This is a genomic window from Rhodovulum sp. FJ3 (assembly GCF_032918305.1).
Classification (GTDB): Bacteria; Pseudomonadota; Alphaproteobacteria; order Rhodobacterales; family Rhodobacteraceae; genus SAT37.
The window spans coordinates 221,539-236,866 of record NZ_JAWJUU010000002.1; the positions used below are offsets into that span (position 1 = coordinate 221,539).

Sequence of the window (15,328 nt, forward strand, 5' to 3'; positions counted from 1 at the left end):
CGCTCGGGCGCGCTTTAGTCTGCGATCGTGTCGGCGTTCCACTTTTGCAGGTTGGCGTCGATCGCGGCGATCCGGTCCTCGGTCTTGGGGTGGCTCATCAACCATGCCGCCACGGGGGCCTTGCCCGAGGTGTTTCCGGTCAGGCGGTTCAGCTTGGTGAACAATGTTTTTTGCGGCTCTGCCCCGATGCCGGATTTGACCAACAGAGCGGTGGCATAGGCGTCTGCCTCATATTCGTCCTGACGCGACAGGCGTGCCGCCATCAACGATCCCAGCGCATTCGCGATATAGACCCCGATTCCGGGCAGAAACCGCGACAACACCATGCCCAATGCCACGCGCATCGCGTTTTGTCCCGAAAAGTCGATCATCCGCCGCCGCGCATGTCCCAGCGCCACATGGCCCAGCTCATGCGCAATCACGCTGGCCATTTCCGGCGCGCTGACGATGCCCGCGCGGTATTTGTCGTAAAAGCCACGGGTGATGAAAATCCGCCCGTCCGGCGCGGCCAAGCCGTTCACCGGTTCGATGTCATAGATGTGCACGGGGATCGTTTTGATCTCCAAGGCCCGCGCCATGTGATCCAGCAACCCCTGCAGGGTCGGGTCCGACATGGGGCTTGATTTCGCGGTCAGCTCGCGGCCCGTCCGCCAGACGGAAAACCGGTACATGATCAGGCCATAGAGCACGGCCAGCAGAATCGGGGTCAGCTTTAACATGCGTCTAATATTGGGGCGCGGCGGGGCGGTGGCAACCGTGCGTCATGTCTCACGGTCGTGGCGGTGGCGCAGGGCCGTGCGCAGCCACAGCGCGCAGACCGTCAAAACCGCCAGCGCCGCCAACAGACCCGTCACATCCGACAAAACCGTGCCGATCCAGATCAGGTTCTCGGCAAACAGATAGCCCGCGCCGGTATAGGTCAGAACCCAAACCGCCTCACCCGCGATGGCGGCGCGCGCAAACAGCATCAGGGGCAGGGCGGCCGCGCCCCCCGCGAAATTCACATAGGGGCCAAGGGGGCTGAACAACCAGCGGCTTAGGAAGACGGCGGGCGTGCCGCGTTGGCGCAGCGCGGTGCGCGCCCGCGCCATCAGACGCGCGCGTTTCGGCCCTCCCGACAGGCGCGCCAGTATCCGTGCGCCGCGTTGTCCGATGTGAAACCCCGTCAGATCGCCCAGAACCGCACCGATGAACGCGGCCCCGATCGCGGTGATGGCGGAGATATCGCCGCTGGCGATGAAGCCCCCCGCGCTGAGCATCAACAGGGAACTGGGCACCGGTAGGGCCAGACAGGACAAGAACGTCCCCAGCGCAAGGATGAACGGCCCGTAGCGCGGCACCAGCTCGATCAGACCCTCGATCATGGGCCAGCCCGTTCTGCGGCGATGGCCGTATCAATATCTCGGATCAGATCAAACACCGGCACGCCAAGTGCCTCGGCGTAATCGTCAATCGTGCTGGGGCGGCGCTTGGGTGGTTTGGGGCCGGTGACGTTCAGCACGACCTCGGGGTCCACATCCCACGACATCGACACGTAATGCGGCGTCATCCACGGCTGAATGCTCTGGTCGCGTTTGGCGGGGTCGGCCCAATAGATGGTGTGGGTGATCAAGCGAAAGCTGAGGATCAGAACCGCCAGCGTGGCCAGAACGAATCCGGCCAAGGCAATCGGGTGGCGCGCCCATAGATAGGCCAGCGCGGATCGCGGCGGACGGCGCATGGCTATCGGCCCAGTTCCTTCATGCCGCGTTCGATCCCTTGCAATGTCATTGGCACCATCCTGTCCTCAAAGATTTGACGGATCATACCAATGGATTGCGTGTAGTCCCAATAGCGTTCCTGCACAGGGTTCAGCCAAAGATGCGATGGCCACTTTTCGCGCGCACGATTTAACCAAACTTGGCCTGCTTCTTCGTTCCAATGCTCATTCGCGCCGCCGGGGATGGCGATTTCATAGGGCGACATGCTGGCGTCCCCGACGAAGATGCATTTGTAGTCGCTGCCATAGGTGTTCAGCACGTCCCATGTCGCGGTCTGTTGATCCCAGCGGCGCGCGTTGTCGCGCCAGACACCCTCGTACAGGCAGTTGTGAAAGTAGAAATATTCCAGATGCTTGAACTCGGACCGTGCGGCCGAGAACAGCTCTTCGACCAAGCGGATATAGGGGTCCATACTGCCACCCACATCCAGAAACAGCAGAACCTTGACCGCGTTGCGCCGTTCGGGCCGTGTTTTGACGTCGAGGTATCCGTGATCGGCGGTGGCCTTGATCGTGCCGTCGAGGTCCAGTTCCTGTGCCGCGCCATCCCGCGCCCAGCGGCGCAGACGTTTCAGCGCGACCTTGATGTTGCGCGTGCCCAGTTCGATCGTGTCGTCGAGGTTGCGAAACTCGCGCTTGTCCCAGACCTTGACCGCGCGTTTGTGGCGGCTTTCGTCCTGACCTATGCGGACGCCCTCGGGGTTATAGCCATAGGCACCAAAGGGCGAGGTGCCCGCCGTGCCGATCCATTTGTTGCCGCCCTGATGGCGCCCCTGTTGTTCCTTGAGACGCTCGCGCAGGGTTTCCATCAGCTTGTCAAAGCCACCCAGCGCCTCAATCTCGGCGCGTTCTTCGGGGCTTAGATGCTTTTCCGCCATCTTGCGCAGCCAGTCTTCGGGCAGATCGACCGCGTTCATCACATCCTGCGGGGTGATCTGTTCCAGACCCTGAAACGCATGGGCAAAGGCGCGGTCGAACCGGTCTAGGTTGCGCTCATCCTTGACCATGGCGGTGCGGGCCAAATAGTAGAACCCGTCGATGTCATAGGTGACGAGACCGCGCTGAACCCCCTCCAGAAACCCCAGATATTCGCGCAAAGACACCGGAATACCGGCGTCGCGCAGGGTCTGGAAAAAGGGCAGAAACATGCCTTATCCGACCGAGCGGTCGATGATCACCGTCAGAACCATCCCGAGCAGGGCAAAGGCGATCGCATAAACAGCCATGTTATGGGCGATGTCAAAACCGGTTCCCTTGCGGCGTTTGCCTTGGATGAAACCGAATACCAAACCGATAATCAGGCCTGCGATGACGATCATGAATTCCCACTCCCCGGGCTAAGCGCGGCGATTTCCGCCAAACGTCCGCGCACCTGCAATTCTGTGCCGAACCCATATCGTGCCCAGCCCAGACTGTCGAGACGCACCGATTGCGCCTCGGATGCGCGCCCGAGGTCATCTAGCGCCTCGGCCTTGATCATCAACAATGTTGCCAGCAACGCGGCATTTTGCGCCCGTGTCACCGTGCCCTGATGGGCGTTCACCACCCGCAATGCCAAATCCGCCTGACCCGCCGACAGGGCAAAGGCCGCCAGATGCATGGCGACATGGGCCTCTTGGATTTCGGTCACGCTGCTCTGGGCATAGATGTTGCCCGCGTCGACAAAGGCCTGAAACGCCAGATCGGCATCTTCGCCCAGTTCCAGACGCCCCAGCGCGAACAGGCTGAACCCAAGGCGGTTGTCGCCCCATCCGTTGGCCTGTGCGATATTCACCGCCGACTTGGCCGAGCGGATGCGGCGGGAATGGCCGGTGCCCGGTCCCAGCGCGGTTTCGATCTGATCAATCCAGTCGCGGGTCGTGGCGCGGGGGGCTGCGTCGACGGTGCGACGCTGACCCGCGGGGTTCAGGCGGGCCAGAATGCCGGGCAAACGGGCCTCAACCTCAGACCGGGTCATGCCGGGGGCCAGCGCGGGGTCATAGAACGCGCGCAGGATCAGCATGTCAAAACCGGTCAGGACCGTGTGGAAATTGTCGTCGTTAAAGACGCTGTCGGGCAGGCGATACAGGTCGTTCAGCGGGCCAAGCGCCTGTGCGATCTCTTCGTGCAGACAGTCGCGGATTTCCTGCGGGCTGGTGTCATTGGGGATAAAGATCGCCACCTTTTCGCGGGTGCGCAGGGTGATCCAGTCCAGCGTCGCACTGCGCCGTTCGCGTTTGTATTCGTTCCACGAGGTCACGCGCGGCACAACGAAACAGGCCGCTTGGGGGACCAGACGTTGCAGTTCCGCCTGCGGCAGCATTTCGATGTTGATATTGGCCTCGGCGCTGGCCGAGACGCGGGTGATGTCGATGCCCGCCTCACGGCGGAACCGCGACAGCAGGGCCGACAGGTCGGGGCCGACACTTGCCGGAACGGGGCCGGTGACGCGCAGGGTGATGGGCGTGTTAAAGCGGCTTAGGAACAACAGGCGGCGACCGCTTTCCATCTGAAAGGCGAGGTCGATGAAATCGGCGGCGATTTCGCTGTTGGGACGTTGAGGTGCGGTTGCGGTCGTGCTGGAAAAGCGGCGCATCGCGGGCAGATCGGGCAGGGCCGCCGTGGCGCGTGTCGTTTCCGGCGTCGCCGTGGGCGCACTGGTCTGCGGCGTACAGGCGGCGAGAAAGGCCGCAATCCCAACAGCAATCATAAACCGCATCGCACTAGGTCCTTTGGTATTTGATAAACGGCGTCAATGTCCCGACCTGATCATAGAGGATACGGGCCGAGGCGTTAAAATCCTGTGTCAGCCAATAAACCGACGGCGCGCCATAGGCATCGGCGGCGTCATAGACCGCCTCGATCAACGCGCGCCCGACACCACGTCCGCGCATATCGGGCAGGGTGAACAGGTCCTGTAGATAACAGACCTCTTCGACCTTCCAGCCGTGGCGGTGAAACAGGTAATGCACCAACCCCACAGGCCGATCCCCGTCCAGCGCCAGCATCCCGCTAAAATCCCGCGGATCATCGCCCAGCATCCGGTCGAAACTGGACTGATAAACCTCATCGGGCAGGGTGGTCTCGTAAAACGTAAGGTATCCACGCCACAGCTCGGCCCATTGGGCGTAATCGTCGGGCTGAATCGGGCGAATGGTGATGGATGACATAGGGTGATGTTGACCTATTCCGTGGCAGACGCAACCGGTCCACGGTCGGACCGGCGACATTCTGCGGTAAATTGCCTGCGATCAGCGCGCCCGACGGGCCATAAACGCCAGACGTTCGAACAATTGCACGTCCTGCTCGTTCTTCAGCAGCGCGCCGTGCAGTTTCGGCAGCGCATTCGCGCCGTCCCGTTTCAGGTCCTCGGGCGATAGATCCTCGGCAAGGATCAGTTTGAGCCAATCCAGAACCTCGGACGTGCTGGGCTTTTTCTTCAAACCTTGCGTCTCGCGGATGTCAAAGAATTCGCTTAGGGCGCTGCTCAGGAGGGCGGGTTTGATGCCCGGATAATGGACCTCAACGATCTTGCGCATCGTGTCCATGTCGGGAAAGCGGATGTAGTGGAAAAAGCACCGGCGCAAAAACGCATCGGGCAGTTCCTTTTCGTTGTTCGAGGTGATGATCACCACGGGCCGCGTGGTCGCGCGCACGGTTTCGCCGGTCTCGTAGACGTGGAATTCCATGCGGTCCAGTTCCTGCAGCAAATCGTTCGGGAATTCGATGTCGGCCTTGTCGATCTCGTCGATCAACAGAACGCATTTCCCCTCGGCCTGAAACGCCTGCCACAGCTTGCCCTTGCGGATGTAATTGGACACGTCATGGACGCGTTCATCGCCCAGTTGGCTGTCGCGCAGACGGCTGACCGCGTCATATTCATAAAGGCCCTGCGCCGCACGGGTGGTCGATTTGATGTGCCATTCGATCATCGGCAGGTTCAGGGACGCCGCCACCTGACGCGCCAGTTCTGTTTTGCCGGTTCCGGGCTCCCCTTTGACCAACAAAGGCCGCTCTAGCGTCACGGCGGCATTCACCGCGACAGTTAGGTCATCAGTTGCGACATATGTGTCCGTCGACGAAAATTTCATAGGTCCTCGGGGGCTTGTGCGTGTAAATATGAACTTGGCCCTAATAAAAGCCACATTCGCGGTCTATACGCTAGTGACAACCTCGCCGCGTTGGGATAAACGCCAGCCATAGGAGAGCCGGGTGAGTGTAAATAGTACGTCTACGGCGCCCGGCCTGCGAGAAGGAGCAGGTATGAAGGCCGAGAATTTCTTGCCAGATGATTATCGTCCGGCTGAGGACGAACCTTTCATGAATGAGCGGCAGCTGGAATATTTCCGCCGCAAATTGTTGGCGCAAAAAGCTGAAATCCTAGACGAGAGCAAGTCCACGATTGAGGGCCTGCAGGGCGGAACACGCAACATTCCCGACATCGCTGATCGCGCAAGCGAGGAAACCGACCGCGCGCTAGAGCTGCGGATTCGCGACCGTCAGCGCAAGCTGGTGTCGAAGATTGATTCTGCACTGCGCCGGATTGATGAGGGCGAATACGGCTATTGTCAGGACACCGGCGAACCGATTTCGTTGAAACGTCTGGACGCGCGTCCCACGACCACCCTGTCGCTTGAGGCGCAGGAACGTCATGAGCGTCGCGAAAAAGTCCACCGCGACGATTGATCAGGCGCCTCTGGCGGACTGAAATGCGATATGCGCCGGGGCCGACGGGTCCCGGTGTTTTTGTCTGCACTGGATGGCGGGCGATTACGGGGGGCGGCAGTGCTGATCGGGCAGAAAATCACGGTATTGGGCGCAGGGATCGCCGGATTGGCGGCGGCGCGGGCGCTGGCCCTGCGCGGGGCGCGGGTGACGGTTCTGGAACAGGCCGAAGAAATCCGTGAGGTCGGCGCAGGTCTACAGATTTCGCCTAATGGTGCAGTGGTTCTAGAGGCGCTGGGTCTGGGCGAGGCGTTGCGCGCCCGCACGATCCGTGGTCAGGCGGTTGCCCTGCGCGATTACCGTCGGGGCAGGGTGGTCAGCCACCTGAGCCTGCCAAGTGACGGGGCGGGATACCATTTCGCCCATCGCGCCGATCTGATCGACATTCTGGCCGAAGGCGCGCGTGAGGCGGGTGTCAAAATCCGCCTGCTGCAAAAAGTGTCCGAGATTGACCTGACAGACACTTGCGCCCGCGTCACCACGGCCCAAGGCGCGGAATTTGGCGCATCTCTGGTGATCGGGGCGGATGGTCTGCATTCCCGCCTGCGTCCCGTTCTGAATGGCGCGGCTGATCCGTTTTTCACCGGTCAGGTCGCGTGGCGCGCCACCGTGCCAGCACCTGCCGATATGCCCCGCGTTGCCACGGTTTACATGGGGCCCGGTCGGCATCTGGTCTGCTACCCCCTGCGCGGTGGAACCATGGCCAATATCGTCGCCGTTCAGGAACAGGCCGAGTGGCGTGCCGAAAGCTGGACCCAAGAGGACGATCCCGCCAACCTGCGCGCCGCGTTTTCAGAATTTGCACCGGCGGTTCAGGATCTGTTGGCGCGGGTGGAGACGGTCAATCAATGGGGCCTGTTCCGCCATCCCGTCGCGCCCCATTGGGTGGCAGATCGCGCCGCCCTGATCGGGGATGCGGCCCATCCGACATTGCCGTTCATGGCGCAGGGCGCGAATATGGCGCTTGAGGACGCATGGACCCTGACGTCGCTTTTGGCGCAGCACCCTGAGGACCGCGCCACGGCCCTGCGCACCTATCAGGCCGCGCGCAAGGATCGCTGTACCCGCATCGTCGAGGCCGCATCGAAAAACGCGCGCAACTATCACCTGACATCGGCGCCCGTCCGCATGGCCGCGCATACCGTTCTGGGGTTGGCCAGCCGGATCGCCCCGAAACAGGTTCTGGGCCGGTTCGACTGGATCTATGCCAAGGACGTCACCCGCGATTTCCCCTGAATGAAACGCCACTGGTATTCGCCGCCCTTTGGTCTAATCTGGGCCCAACACCGGATCGGGATCACATAGGGAAAGGGCGATTATGGCGCTGGAAGATGCTTCAAAAGAGGTCGATAACGCCTTCACGCGAAAGGATATTCGCGGGTCCAGCTTTGAGAATACCTTTGGTGGCGCGACCAGCTTTATGCGCCGCAAATACACCAAGGATCTGACCGGCGTCGACCTTGCCATCACGGGTGTGCCGTTTGATCAGGCGGTCACGAACCGTCCGGGCACGCGCCTTGGCCCGCGCGCGATCCGCGAGGCCAGCACGCTTCAGGCGTTCGATCCGCCCTATGGCTGGGATGGCTATGATCCGTTTGTCGAACTGGCCATCGCGGATTACGGCGATCTGGCGTTCGATTATGCCCATGTGGCGCAGTTTCCCGACCGCCTGACCGCGCATATCGGCACGATTCTGGATGCTGGCGCGGGGACGGTGACGCTTGGCGGGGATCACTATATCTCTTTCCCGATCCTGCGCGCCTATGCCGAGCGGTTCGGGCCGCTGTCCCTGATCCATTTCGATGCGCATTCGGACACGTGGGCGGACGATGACATGACCCGCATCGACCACGGCACCATGTTTTATAAGGCGGTCAAGCTGGGCCTGATCGACCCCGCGCGCAGTGTTCAGATCGGCATTCGCACCGAAAACCCCGACACGATGGGCGTCAACATCATCGACGCGCGCCGCGTGCACGAACAGGGCGCGGCCGAAACTGCCCGCCAGATCCGTGAGATCGTCGGCGATCATCCGGCCTATGTGACCTTTGATATTGACGCGCTGGACCCCGCCTTTGCGCCCGGCACGGGGACGCCGGTTTGGGGTGGCCTGACATCGGCACAGGCGGCGATCATGCTGCGCGATATCGCGGGGATCAATATGGTCGGCGGCGATGTGGTCGAGGTCAGCCCGCCGTTTGACACCACCGGCGCCACGGCGATTGCGGGTGCTCATGTTGCGGTTGAGCTTTGCTGCCTATATGGCTGGAATAAAAGGGATAAGTGATATGCAGGGGTGGCTGTCAAACACGCTGTGGATGGTGGGGTTGATCATTGTCGGTACGGTCTTGGCCGTCCGCGTTGCCCCGACCGATCCGGCGGCATGGCATATCGACCCCCTGACCGCGCGATCCCCTGCACCGGGGGGTGTTCTTGCGCGCCCTGACGGCGGTGATCTATCCGTGCCCGTGTTGAACGCCACCCCGTCCGAGGTCCTGACGCGGCTGGATGCGATCATCGCCGCCACGCCCCGTACCAAACGGATTGCGGGCGATGTGGCGTCGGGGCGGATCACCTATGTGACGCGGTCCTTGGTCTTTGGGTTTCCCGACTATGCCACCGTAACTGTCGTCGCGGTTGAGGGCGGTACGGCCCCCGTGATCCTGTCCCGTTTGCGCTTTGGCGTGTCGGACACGGGTGTGAATGGCCGCCGTGTTCAAGGATGGTTGGACGCGCTGGCGGCGGACCCCACTTGACCGCGCCCTTTGCATCGGCAAAACAACCGCATGGTTCCTTTTGACAAACTCGATCAAATCACCAACCGCTTTGAATTCCTTGAGGCCTCGCTGGCCCAAGGCGGGGTTGAGGATTTCGCCAAGATCAGCCGCGAATACGCCGAGCTAAAGCCGGTCGCCGAACAAATCGCCGCCTATCGCACCTCGCTGGACGATCTGGCCGAGGCCGAGGCGATGCTGTCCGACCCCGAAATGCGCGATCTGGCCGAAGAGGAAATTCCCGCTCTGCGCGCCCGCATCCCCGAGATGGAACACGCCCTGCAACTGGCGCTGTTGCCCAAGGATGCCGCCGATGCGCGCCCTGCGATCCTTGAAATCCGGCCCGGAACGGGGGGCGAAGAGGCCGCCCTGTTCGCCGGTGATCTGTTGCGGATGTATCAACGATACTGCGAGGGGCGGGGTTGGAAATTCGAGGTTCTGGAGGAAACCCAGACCGAACTGGGCGGCATCAAAGAGGTCGTCGCGAATATTCAGGGCGACAACGTGTTTGCGCGGATGAAATTCGAATCCGGCGTCCACCGCGTGCAACGTGTTCCCGAAACCGAAAGCGGCGGGCGCATTCACACCTCGGCCGCCACGGTCGCGGTTTTGCCCGAGGCCGAAGAGGTCGACATCGACATCCCTGCCACCGACATCCGGATCGATACGATGCGGGCCTCGGGTGCGGGGGGACAGCACGTCAACACCACGGATTCGGCGGTGCGGATCACGCACTTGCCCACCGGTATTGTCGTGACCAGTTCCGAAAAGTCCCAACACCAGAACCGCGCGATTGCCATGCAGGTGCTGCGCACGCGGCTCTATGATCTGGAGCGGCAGCGTATGGATGACGAGCGTAGCGCCGATCGCAAATCGCAGGTCGGATCGGGCGACCGTTCCGAGCGTATCCGCACCTACAACTTCCCGCAGGGGCGCATGACGGATCACCGCATTAACCTGACGCTCTACAAGCTGGATCAGGTGATGATGGGCGATCTGGATGAGGTGATTGATGCCCTGATTGCCGATGATCAGGCGCGCAAACTGGCCGATATGCAGGAATGAGCGCGCCGCGCGGCACCACGGTTCTGGCGGGCGGCATTGCCACGCTGCGCGGGGCAGGGGTGGACGATCCCGTCCGTGACGCGCGCCGCTTGATGGCCCATGCGATGGGGGTCGATGCGGGGCGGTTGACGATTGCCTTGCATGATCCGGTTGCGGACGACGTTGTGACGGCGTTTCAGGCGGCCATTACTCGGCGCGCCGCGTTCGAACCGGTGTCCCATATCATCGGCAAGCGGTTGTTTTACGGGCGCGAATTCCACGTCACCCCCGATGTTCTGGACCCACGCCCCGAGACCGAGATCCTGATCGAACAGGCGCTGTCGGGGTCCTTTGAGACGGTTCTGGATCTTGGCACCGGATCGGGCTGTATCCTGATCACGCTATTGGCCGAGCGGGTAGGCGCGCGCGGGCTCGGGGCCGATATTTCCATGGCCGCGCTGGATGTTGCGCGGGGCAATGCGGGGGCCGTCGGCGTGGCCGCGCGTGCGGAGTTCCGGCAGGGCGATTTGTGGGATGTCGGCCTTGGCAACGCGCGCTTTGACCTGATCGTGTCGAACCCGCCCTATATCGCCGCCGATGAGATGGACGGCCTGTCGCGCGATGTGCGCGGGTATGAGCCCGAGATCGCCCTGACCGATTTCGGGGACGGTTTGGCGTTTTATCGCCGGATTGCCGAACGGGCGCGGGATCATCTGACGCCCGCCGGTCGGGTGCTGGTTGAGATCGGCCCGACCCAAGGGCCCGCCGTCGCCGCGATGTTTCGCGACGCGGGTCTGATCGACGTGGCGATTGCCCCCGATTTCGACGGGCGCGATCGCGTTGTTATGGGTCGTGCGCCATAAATTTTGACCAAATAGTCATTAAAATTTCATCCCTTCCCCGTGGTTTAGCCGGTTTTTTAGGCAGATCACCGTGCAGTGTCCGCCGGTGGGTCCACCCGCATTGACCCGCCGCGTCCCGCCTGTCCCCGTTGGGGTCTGACGACTGGGGATGCGCATTTTGGACCTGAGGTTCTTTGAGATTTACCGAAGCCCGGAGTATCTGGGCCTCTTGATTGAGGGCGCACTGATCAGTGCGGGCCTGACACTGTTGGCGGGGATATTGGGGTTCACTCTGGCCGCCGGTCTGGCCAGTTTGCGGTACTATAAGGTGCCGGTTTTGTCCCAGATCGCAACGGGTTACGTGGAATTCATCCGCAACACGCCCCTGATCGTGCAGCTGTTTTTCATCGCCTTTGGCCTGCCAGCGCTGATCGGCTATCAATGGCCGTTCTGGGCGCATGCGCTGCTGGCGCTGTCGATCAACTTTTCCGCCTATTTCAGCGAGATCATCCGATCCGGCCTGCAATCCGTTGGCAAGGGCCAGATTGAGGCGGCAAGCGCCCTTGGCCTGCCGCCCTTTGTCATCCTGCTGCGGGTGCTGTTGCCCCAAGCGGTGGCGATGATGGTGCCCGCCATCGGGGCGCAGTTCATTTTCCTGTTCCTCACCACCGGTGTGATTTCGGAAATCGGGGTGCGCGACCTGACCCAAGCGGGTCTTTATATCGACAGCCGCACGTTCCGCTCATTCGAGGTGTTTCTGACCCTGACGGCGATCTACATCCTGATTTCGCTGGCGTTCAAGGCGCTGCTCTATGCGCTAGAGCGGAAATTCTTTGCATGGCAGACGGCGCGATGAAGGATCTGTTCGTCTCCATATTCGGCGCGCCCGAGGGCGTGGTCCTGTTCCAACTGATCCACGCGACCCAGTTCACGATCTACCTGTCCTTGGTGGCGTTTCTGGGCGGGGGCCTGATCGGGGCGGGGGTGGCGTTTTGCCGGATCGTCCCGTCCAAAGTCGCGCGCCGGTTTGCGATCGCCTATATCTGGCTGTTCCAATCGACGCCTTTGTTGATGCTGTTGTTCATCTTGGGGCTTGGCCTGCCGCGTCTGGCGGGGATCGACGTCAACCCGTGGGTCGCGGCCATCGCGGCCCTGACGATCTATGCAAGCGCCTATTTCGCCGATGTCTGGCGCGGCGCGCTTGAGAGCGTGCCGGACGGCCAATGGGAAGGGTCCTATGCGCTTGGCCTTGGGTTTCTGTCGACCCTGCGGCGGGTGATCCTGCCACAGGCGTTTCAGGTGTCTCTGGCCCCGACGGTCGGCTTGATGGTGCAGATCATCAAGGGCACGTCTCTGGCCTATATCATCGGCTTTCACGACCTGATGGCGATTGGCAAACGCTGGGCCAATGCGCCGGTCGACGGGACCGAGCCCTTTGTCATCTTCCCGCTTATGGCGCTGATCTACTTTGCGCTGTGCTTCCCCCTGTCGCTGTGGTCCCGGCGATTGGAACGACGGTTAGGGACCGCCAAAACGGACGCGGGTCTTGCCGCGGCCTAAAAACACCAAAGCAACCAACAGGAGACGCAAAATGAAACTGATCAAAGGTCTGGTCGCCGCCGCACTCATGGCGCTGCCACTGCCCGCGATGGCCGATCTGGCCGATATTCTGGAGAGCGGCACGGTCAAAATCGCAATCCCCGAGAGCTTTCCGCCCTTTGGCGCGCTGGGTCCGTCGGGCGAGTATGAGGGCTATGACGTCGATGTCGCCAAACTGATCGCCGAGGATCTGGGCGTGGAACTGGAACTGGTGCCTGTGACCTCGAAACAGCGTATCCCGTTCCTTGAAACCGACCGCGTTGATCTGGTGATCGCGACCATGGGTGCAAACCCGGGCCGTGCGAAATCGATCTGGTTCTCGGCCGCATATGCGCCGTTTTATTCCGGTGCTTTTGCGTCAGGGGACAAAGAGATTTCCTCGCCCGCCGATCTGGTCGGGATGAAAGTGGGCCTGACGGGCGGCACGCTTGAGGATCTGGAACTGACCAAACTGGTGCCCGAAGGTGTCGAAATTGTCCGCTTTGGCGACAATGCCGCGACCCAATCGGCCTTCCTGTCGGGTCAGGTTGATGTGCTGGTCTCGGGCAACACCCTTGCCGCCGCGATTTCCGAAAGCAATCCGGACATGGGCCTGCAAACCAAGTTCATCCTGAAAGAAAGCCCCGCCTTCATCGGCGTTAAAAAGGGCAACTTTGACCTGCTGCAATGGGTCAACGTGTTCATCCTGCACAAGAAACTGGGCGGCGAGTTGAACACCATTTCCGAAACCTGGCTGGGTCAACCCCTGCCGGCGCTGCCGACCTTCTAATCCACACTCACGGCATCTATGCGGCCCGCCCTCGGTGGGCCGCATAACGCGCGCTTTGGCCCGTTGGCGAGATTAAGCTTTTCCTAACCCCGTTTCGTGTTAAGATAACCGGACACTGGGGTTTACACGGCAAATTCGCGTTTTTTTGCTTGTCATGCTATTTCAGGCATGGTTTTAGTCGTCCTAACAGGATGTGGGACGCGGACATTCGCCTCCCCCTTGTTTAATTGCCGGAAAACTGTCGACGTGTTGTGCCTGTTGGGCGGAGAAACAACAGCGCGCGACCCAACAAGCCAAAGCAGGCTGGATATAAGAAAAACATGAGATCTTCCAAGTCACGTTCGCGGTCGAAGAACAACCGTTCGCGCTCTATGGGCAATATCGTCAATCGGGTCTTCGATAGTTCGGGCCCCGAGGGCAAGGTGCGCGGCACCCCGCAACAAATCATCGACAAATACAACCAGTTGGCCCGCGATGCCCAACTGGGGAACGATCCGGTGGCGGCTGAAAACTTTCAGCAGCACGCAGAACATTACACCCGTCTCTTGGGTGTGGCGCAGCGCGAACAAGAAGCGCGCCGCGAACAACAAGAGGCCCAGAAAGACCGCGACCAACGCGACCGTCAATCGCGCGATCAATCGCAACAGAACTCTGATCAACAGCCCAAGTCGACCAACACCGAAGAGGCCCCTGTTGCATCCGATGACAAGGCGGCAGACGTGATGGCGGTCGAGGGCGACAACGACGCCCAAAGCACGCTGGTCGAAACGCCCGAGGCCAAAGAAGACGCGCCGCGCAAACGTGCACCCCGCGCGAAAAAGCCTGCGACCTCGACCCGCAAGAAAAAACCGGCAGAGGATCAGGCGGCGACACCGGCCCCCGACGCCGAGGCCCCCGCGGCCGAATAATCATCCTGCTGAATACTTCCGGCATTGGCCCCCGTTTCACCGCCGAAACGGGGGCTTTTTCATGCGCTATCGGGCGATTTCGCGCGCAAGGGCACAGAACCCTTCGATCGACACCTGTTCGGCTCGCAACGTGGGTTCCAGACCCGCCGCGCGAATCCGGTCCTCAATATCGGGGGCCTGTCCCTTGAGGCTCGCGCGCAGCATCTTGCGCCTCTGGTTGAACGCGGCCGCCACCACACGCGACAGGACCGCCGCATCCGCCGGGAACCGTGGCGCGTCCAGCTTGTTCAGATGCACCACCGCCGAATGGATCTTGGGCGGCGGGTTGAACGCCTCGGGCGGCAAGGTCATCACGATCCGCGCCTCACACCGCCATTGCGCCAGAATGGCCAACCGGCCATAGGCCTTGGACCCCGGCTGCGCCACGATCCGCTCGGCCACCTCTTTCTGGAACATCAACGTCAGACTGTCCCACGCGGGCGGCCATTCGGCGGGCGTCAACCAGCGCACCAGCAATTCCGTCCCGACGTTATAGGGCAGGTTCGCCACCACACGGATCGGTGGGGTCAAATGCGCGCTGACATCAACCTCCAACGCATCCCCGTTGATCACCTCCAACCGCTCGGGATAGGCGGCCGCAATCTCGGCCAGCGCGGGCAAACACCGGCTGTCCTTTTCGACGGCCAAGACACGCCTCGCGCCCTCGGCCAACAACCCACGCGTCAACCCGCCAGGGCCGGGTCCGACCTCCAACACGTCACAGCCGCTCAGATCGCCCGCCGCCCGCGCGATCTTGGCCGTCAGGTTCAAATCCAACAGGAAATTCTGCCCCAACGACTTTTTCGCCCGCAACTCATGGGTCGCAATCACCTCGCGCAGAGGGGGCAGGTCATCCATCTGTGCCATGCGCTTGGTCCTTCATCTTGGCA

Annotated in this window: 19 protein-coding genes; 10 read left to right on the forward strand and 9 right to left on the reverse strand. The window is 61.6% G+C overall.

What is annotated here, in order from left to right; genetic code table 11:
* Positions 1-14 precede the first annotated feature (14 nt).
* The 8 genes from R1W00_RS06030 to R1W00_RS06065 all read right to left on the reverse strand — a co-directional run bounded on the left by R1W00_RS06030 (position 15) and on the right by R1W00_RS06065 (position 5,829).
* Entirely contained in the window at positions 15-719 is a 705-nt protein-coding gene (locus tag R1W00_RS06030) for a M48 family metallopeptidase (protein WP_317261828.1), read from the reverse strand.
* Positions 720-761: 42 nt separating this feature from the next.
* Positions 762-1,364 carry a DedA family protein gene (locus R1W00_RS06035; RefSeq protein ID WP_317261829.1) on the reverse strand — a complete coding sequence of 201 codons (603 nt, stop codon included), beginning with the start codon at positions 1,362-1,364 and terminating at the stop codon, positions 762-764.
* The gene (locus R1W00_RS06040; RefSeq protein WP_317261830.1) at positions 1,361-1,720 is read right to left on the reverse strand and encodes a hypothetical protein; all 360 of its coding nucleotides are present in this window, start codon (positions 1,718-1,720) and stop codon (positions 1,361-1,363) included. Before R1W00_RS06040 ends, R1W00_RS06035 begins: the two co-directional genes overlap by 4 nt.
* A gap of 2 nt (positions 1,721-1,722) precedes the next feature.
* Positions 1,723-2,907 (reverse strand): VWA domain-containing protein, encoded by a 1,185-nt coding sequence (locus R1W00_RS06045; RefSeq protein ID WP_317261831.1) that lies wholly within the window; start codon positions 2,905-2,907, stop codon positions 1,723-1,725.
* A 3-nt stretch (positions 2,908-2,910) separates the two neighbouring features.
* The gene (locus tag R1W00_RS06050) at positions 2,911-3,078 is read right to left on the reverse strand and encodes an apolipoprotein acyltransferase (RefSeq protein WP_317261832.1); all 168 of its coding nucleotides are present in this window, start codon (positions 3,076-3,078) and stop codon (positions 2,911-2,913) included.
* A complete protein-coding gene (locus tag R1W00_RS06055) occupies positions 3,075-4,457 on the reverse strand; it encodes a DUF2927 domain-containing protein (RefSeq protein ID WP_317261833.1) in 1,383 nt (460 codons plus the stop codon). Before R1W00_RS06055 ends, R1W00_RS06050 begins: the two co-directional genes overlap by 4 nt.
* 4 nt (positions 4,458-4,461) lie before the next feature.
* Positions 4,462-4,908, reverse strand: coding sequence for a GNAT family N-acetyltransferase (locus R1W00_RS06060; RefSeq protein WP_317261834.1), 447 nt, complete (start codon positions 4,906-4,908; stop codon positions 4,462-4,464).
* 81 nt (positions 4,909-4,989) lie between these two features.
* Positions 4,990-5,829 carry a MoxR family ATPase gene (locus R1W00_RS06065; RefSeq protein ID WP_317261835.1) on the reverse strand — a complete coding sequence of 280 codons (840 nt, stop codon included), beginning with the start codon at positions 5,827-5,829 and terminating at the stop codon, positions 4,990-4,992.
* A gap of 172 nt (positions 5,830-6,001) precedes the next feature.
* Here R1W00_RS06065 and dksA point away from each other — a divergent pair, with 172 nt between their 5' ends.
* The 10 genes from dksA to R1W00_RS06115 all read left to right on the forward strand — a co-directional run bounded on the left by dksA (position 6,002) and on the right by R1W00_RS06115 (position 14,399).
* On the forward strand, positions 6,002-6,424 hold the full coding sequence (gene dksA, locus R1W00_RS06070; protein WP_317261836.1) for an RNA polymerase-binding protein DksA: 423 nt from the start codon (positions 6,002-6,004) through the stop codon (positions 6,422-6,424).
* Between the two features lie 99 nt (positions 6,425-6,523).
* Positions 6,524-7,699 carry an FAD-dependent oxidoreductase gene (locus R1W00_RS06075; protein ID WP_317261837.1) on the forward strand — a complete coding sequence of 392 codons (1,176 nt, stop codon included), beginning with the start codon at positions 6,524-6,526 and terminating at the stop codon, positions 7,697-7,699.
* An 82-nt stretch (positions 7,700-7,781) separates the two neighbouring features.
* Positions 7,782-8,750, forward strand: coding sequence for an agmatinase (gene speB, locus R1W00_RS06080; protein WP_317261838.1), 969 nt, complete (start codon positions 7,782-7,784; stop codon positions 8,748-8,750).
* Position 8,751: 1 nt separating this feature from the next.
* Entirely contained in the window at positions 8,752-9,219 is a 468-nt protein-coding gene (locus R1W00_RS06085; RefSeq protein ID WP_317261839.1) for a DUF1499 domain-containing protein, read from the forward strand.
* Positions 9,220-9,249: 30 nt separating this feature from the next.
* Positions 9,250-10,302: a peptide chain release factor 1 gene (gene prfA / locus R1W00_RS06090; RefSeq protein WP_317261840.1), complete on the forward strand. Its 1,053-nt coding sequence runs from the start codon at positions 9,250-9,252 to the stop codon at positions 10,300-10,302.
* Positions 10,299-11,144 (forward strand): peptide chain release factor N(5)-glutamine methyltransferase, encoded by an 846-nt coding sequence (gene prmC / locus R1W00_RS06095; RefSeq protein ID WP_317261841.1) that lies wholly within the window; start codon positions 10,299-10,301, stop codon positions 11,142-11,144. Before prfA ends, prmC begins: the two co-directional genes overlap by 4 nt.
* Positions 11,145-11,292: 148 nt before the next feature.
* The gene (locus tag R1W00_RS06100) at positions 11,293-11,979 is read left to right on the forward strand and encodes an amino acid ABC transporter permease (protein ID WP_317261842.1); all 687 of its coding nucleotides are present in this window, start codon (positions 11,293-11,295) and stop codon (positions 11,977-11,979) included.
* Complete coding sequence (locus R1W00_RS06105) at positions 11,961-12,683, forward strand: amino acid ABC transporter permease (protein WP_317261843.1); 723 nt, start codon at positions 11,961-11,963, stop codon at positions 12,681-12,683. The genes R1W00_RS06100 and R1W00_RS06105 overlap by 19 nt, the downstream gene beginning before the upstream one ends.
* Before the next feature lie 31 nt (positions 12,684-12,714).
* Positions 12,715-13,491 carry a transporter substrate-binding domain-containing protein gene (locus tag R1W00_RS06110; RefSeq protein WP_317261844.1) on the forward strand — a complete coding sequence of 259 codons (777 nt, stop codon included), beginning with the start codon at positions 12,715-12,717 and terminating at the stop codon, positions 13,489-13,491.
* 320 nt (positions 13,492-13,811) lie between these two features.
* Positions 13,812-14,399 carry a DUF4167 domain-containing protein gene (locus tag R1W00_RS06115; RefSeq protein ID WP_317261845.1) on the forward strand — a complete coding sequence of 196 codons (588 nt, stop codon included), beginning with the start codon at positions 13,812-13,814 and terminating at the stop codon, positions 14,397-14,399.
* Between the two features lie 66 nt (positions 14,400-14,465).
* Here R1W00_RS06115 and rsmA read toward each other — a convergent pair whose 3' ends face one another.
* Positions 14,466-15,305 carry a 16S rRNA (adenine(1518)-N(6)/adenine(1519)-N(6))-dimethyltransferase RsmA gene (rsmA, locus tag R1W00_RS06120; RefSeq protein ID WP_317261846.1) on the reverse strand — a complete coding sequence of 280 codons (840 nt, stop codon included), beginning with the start codon at positions 15,303-15,305 and terminating at the stop codon, positions 14,466-14,468.
* Positions 15,306-15,328: the final 23 nt, after the last annotated feature.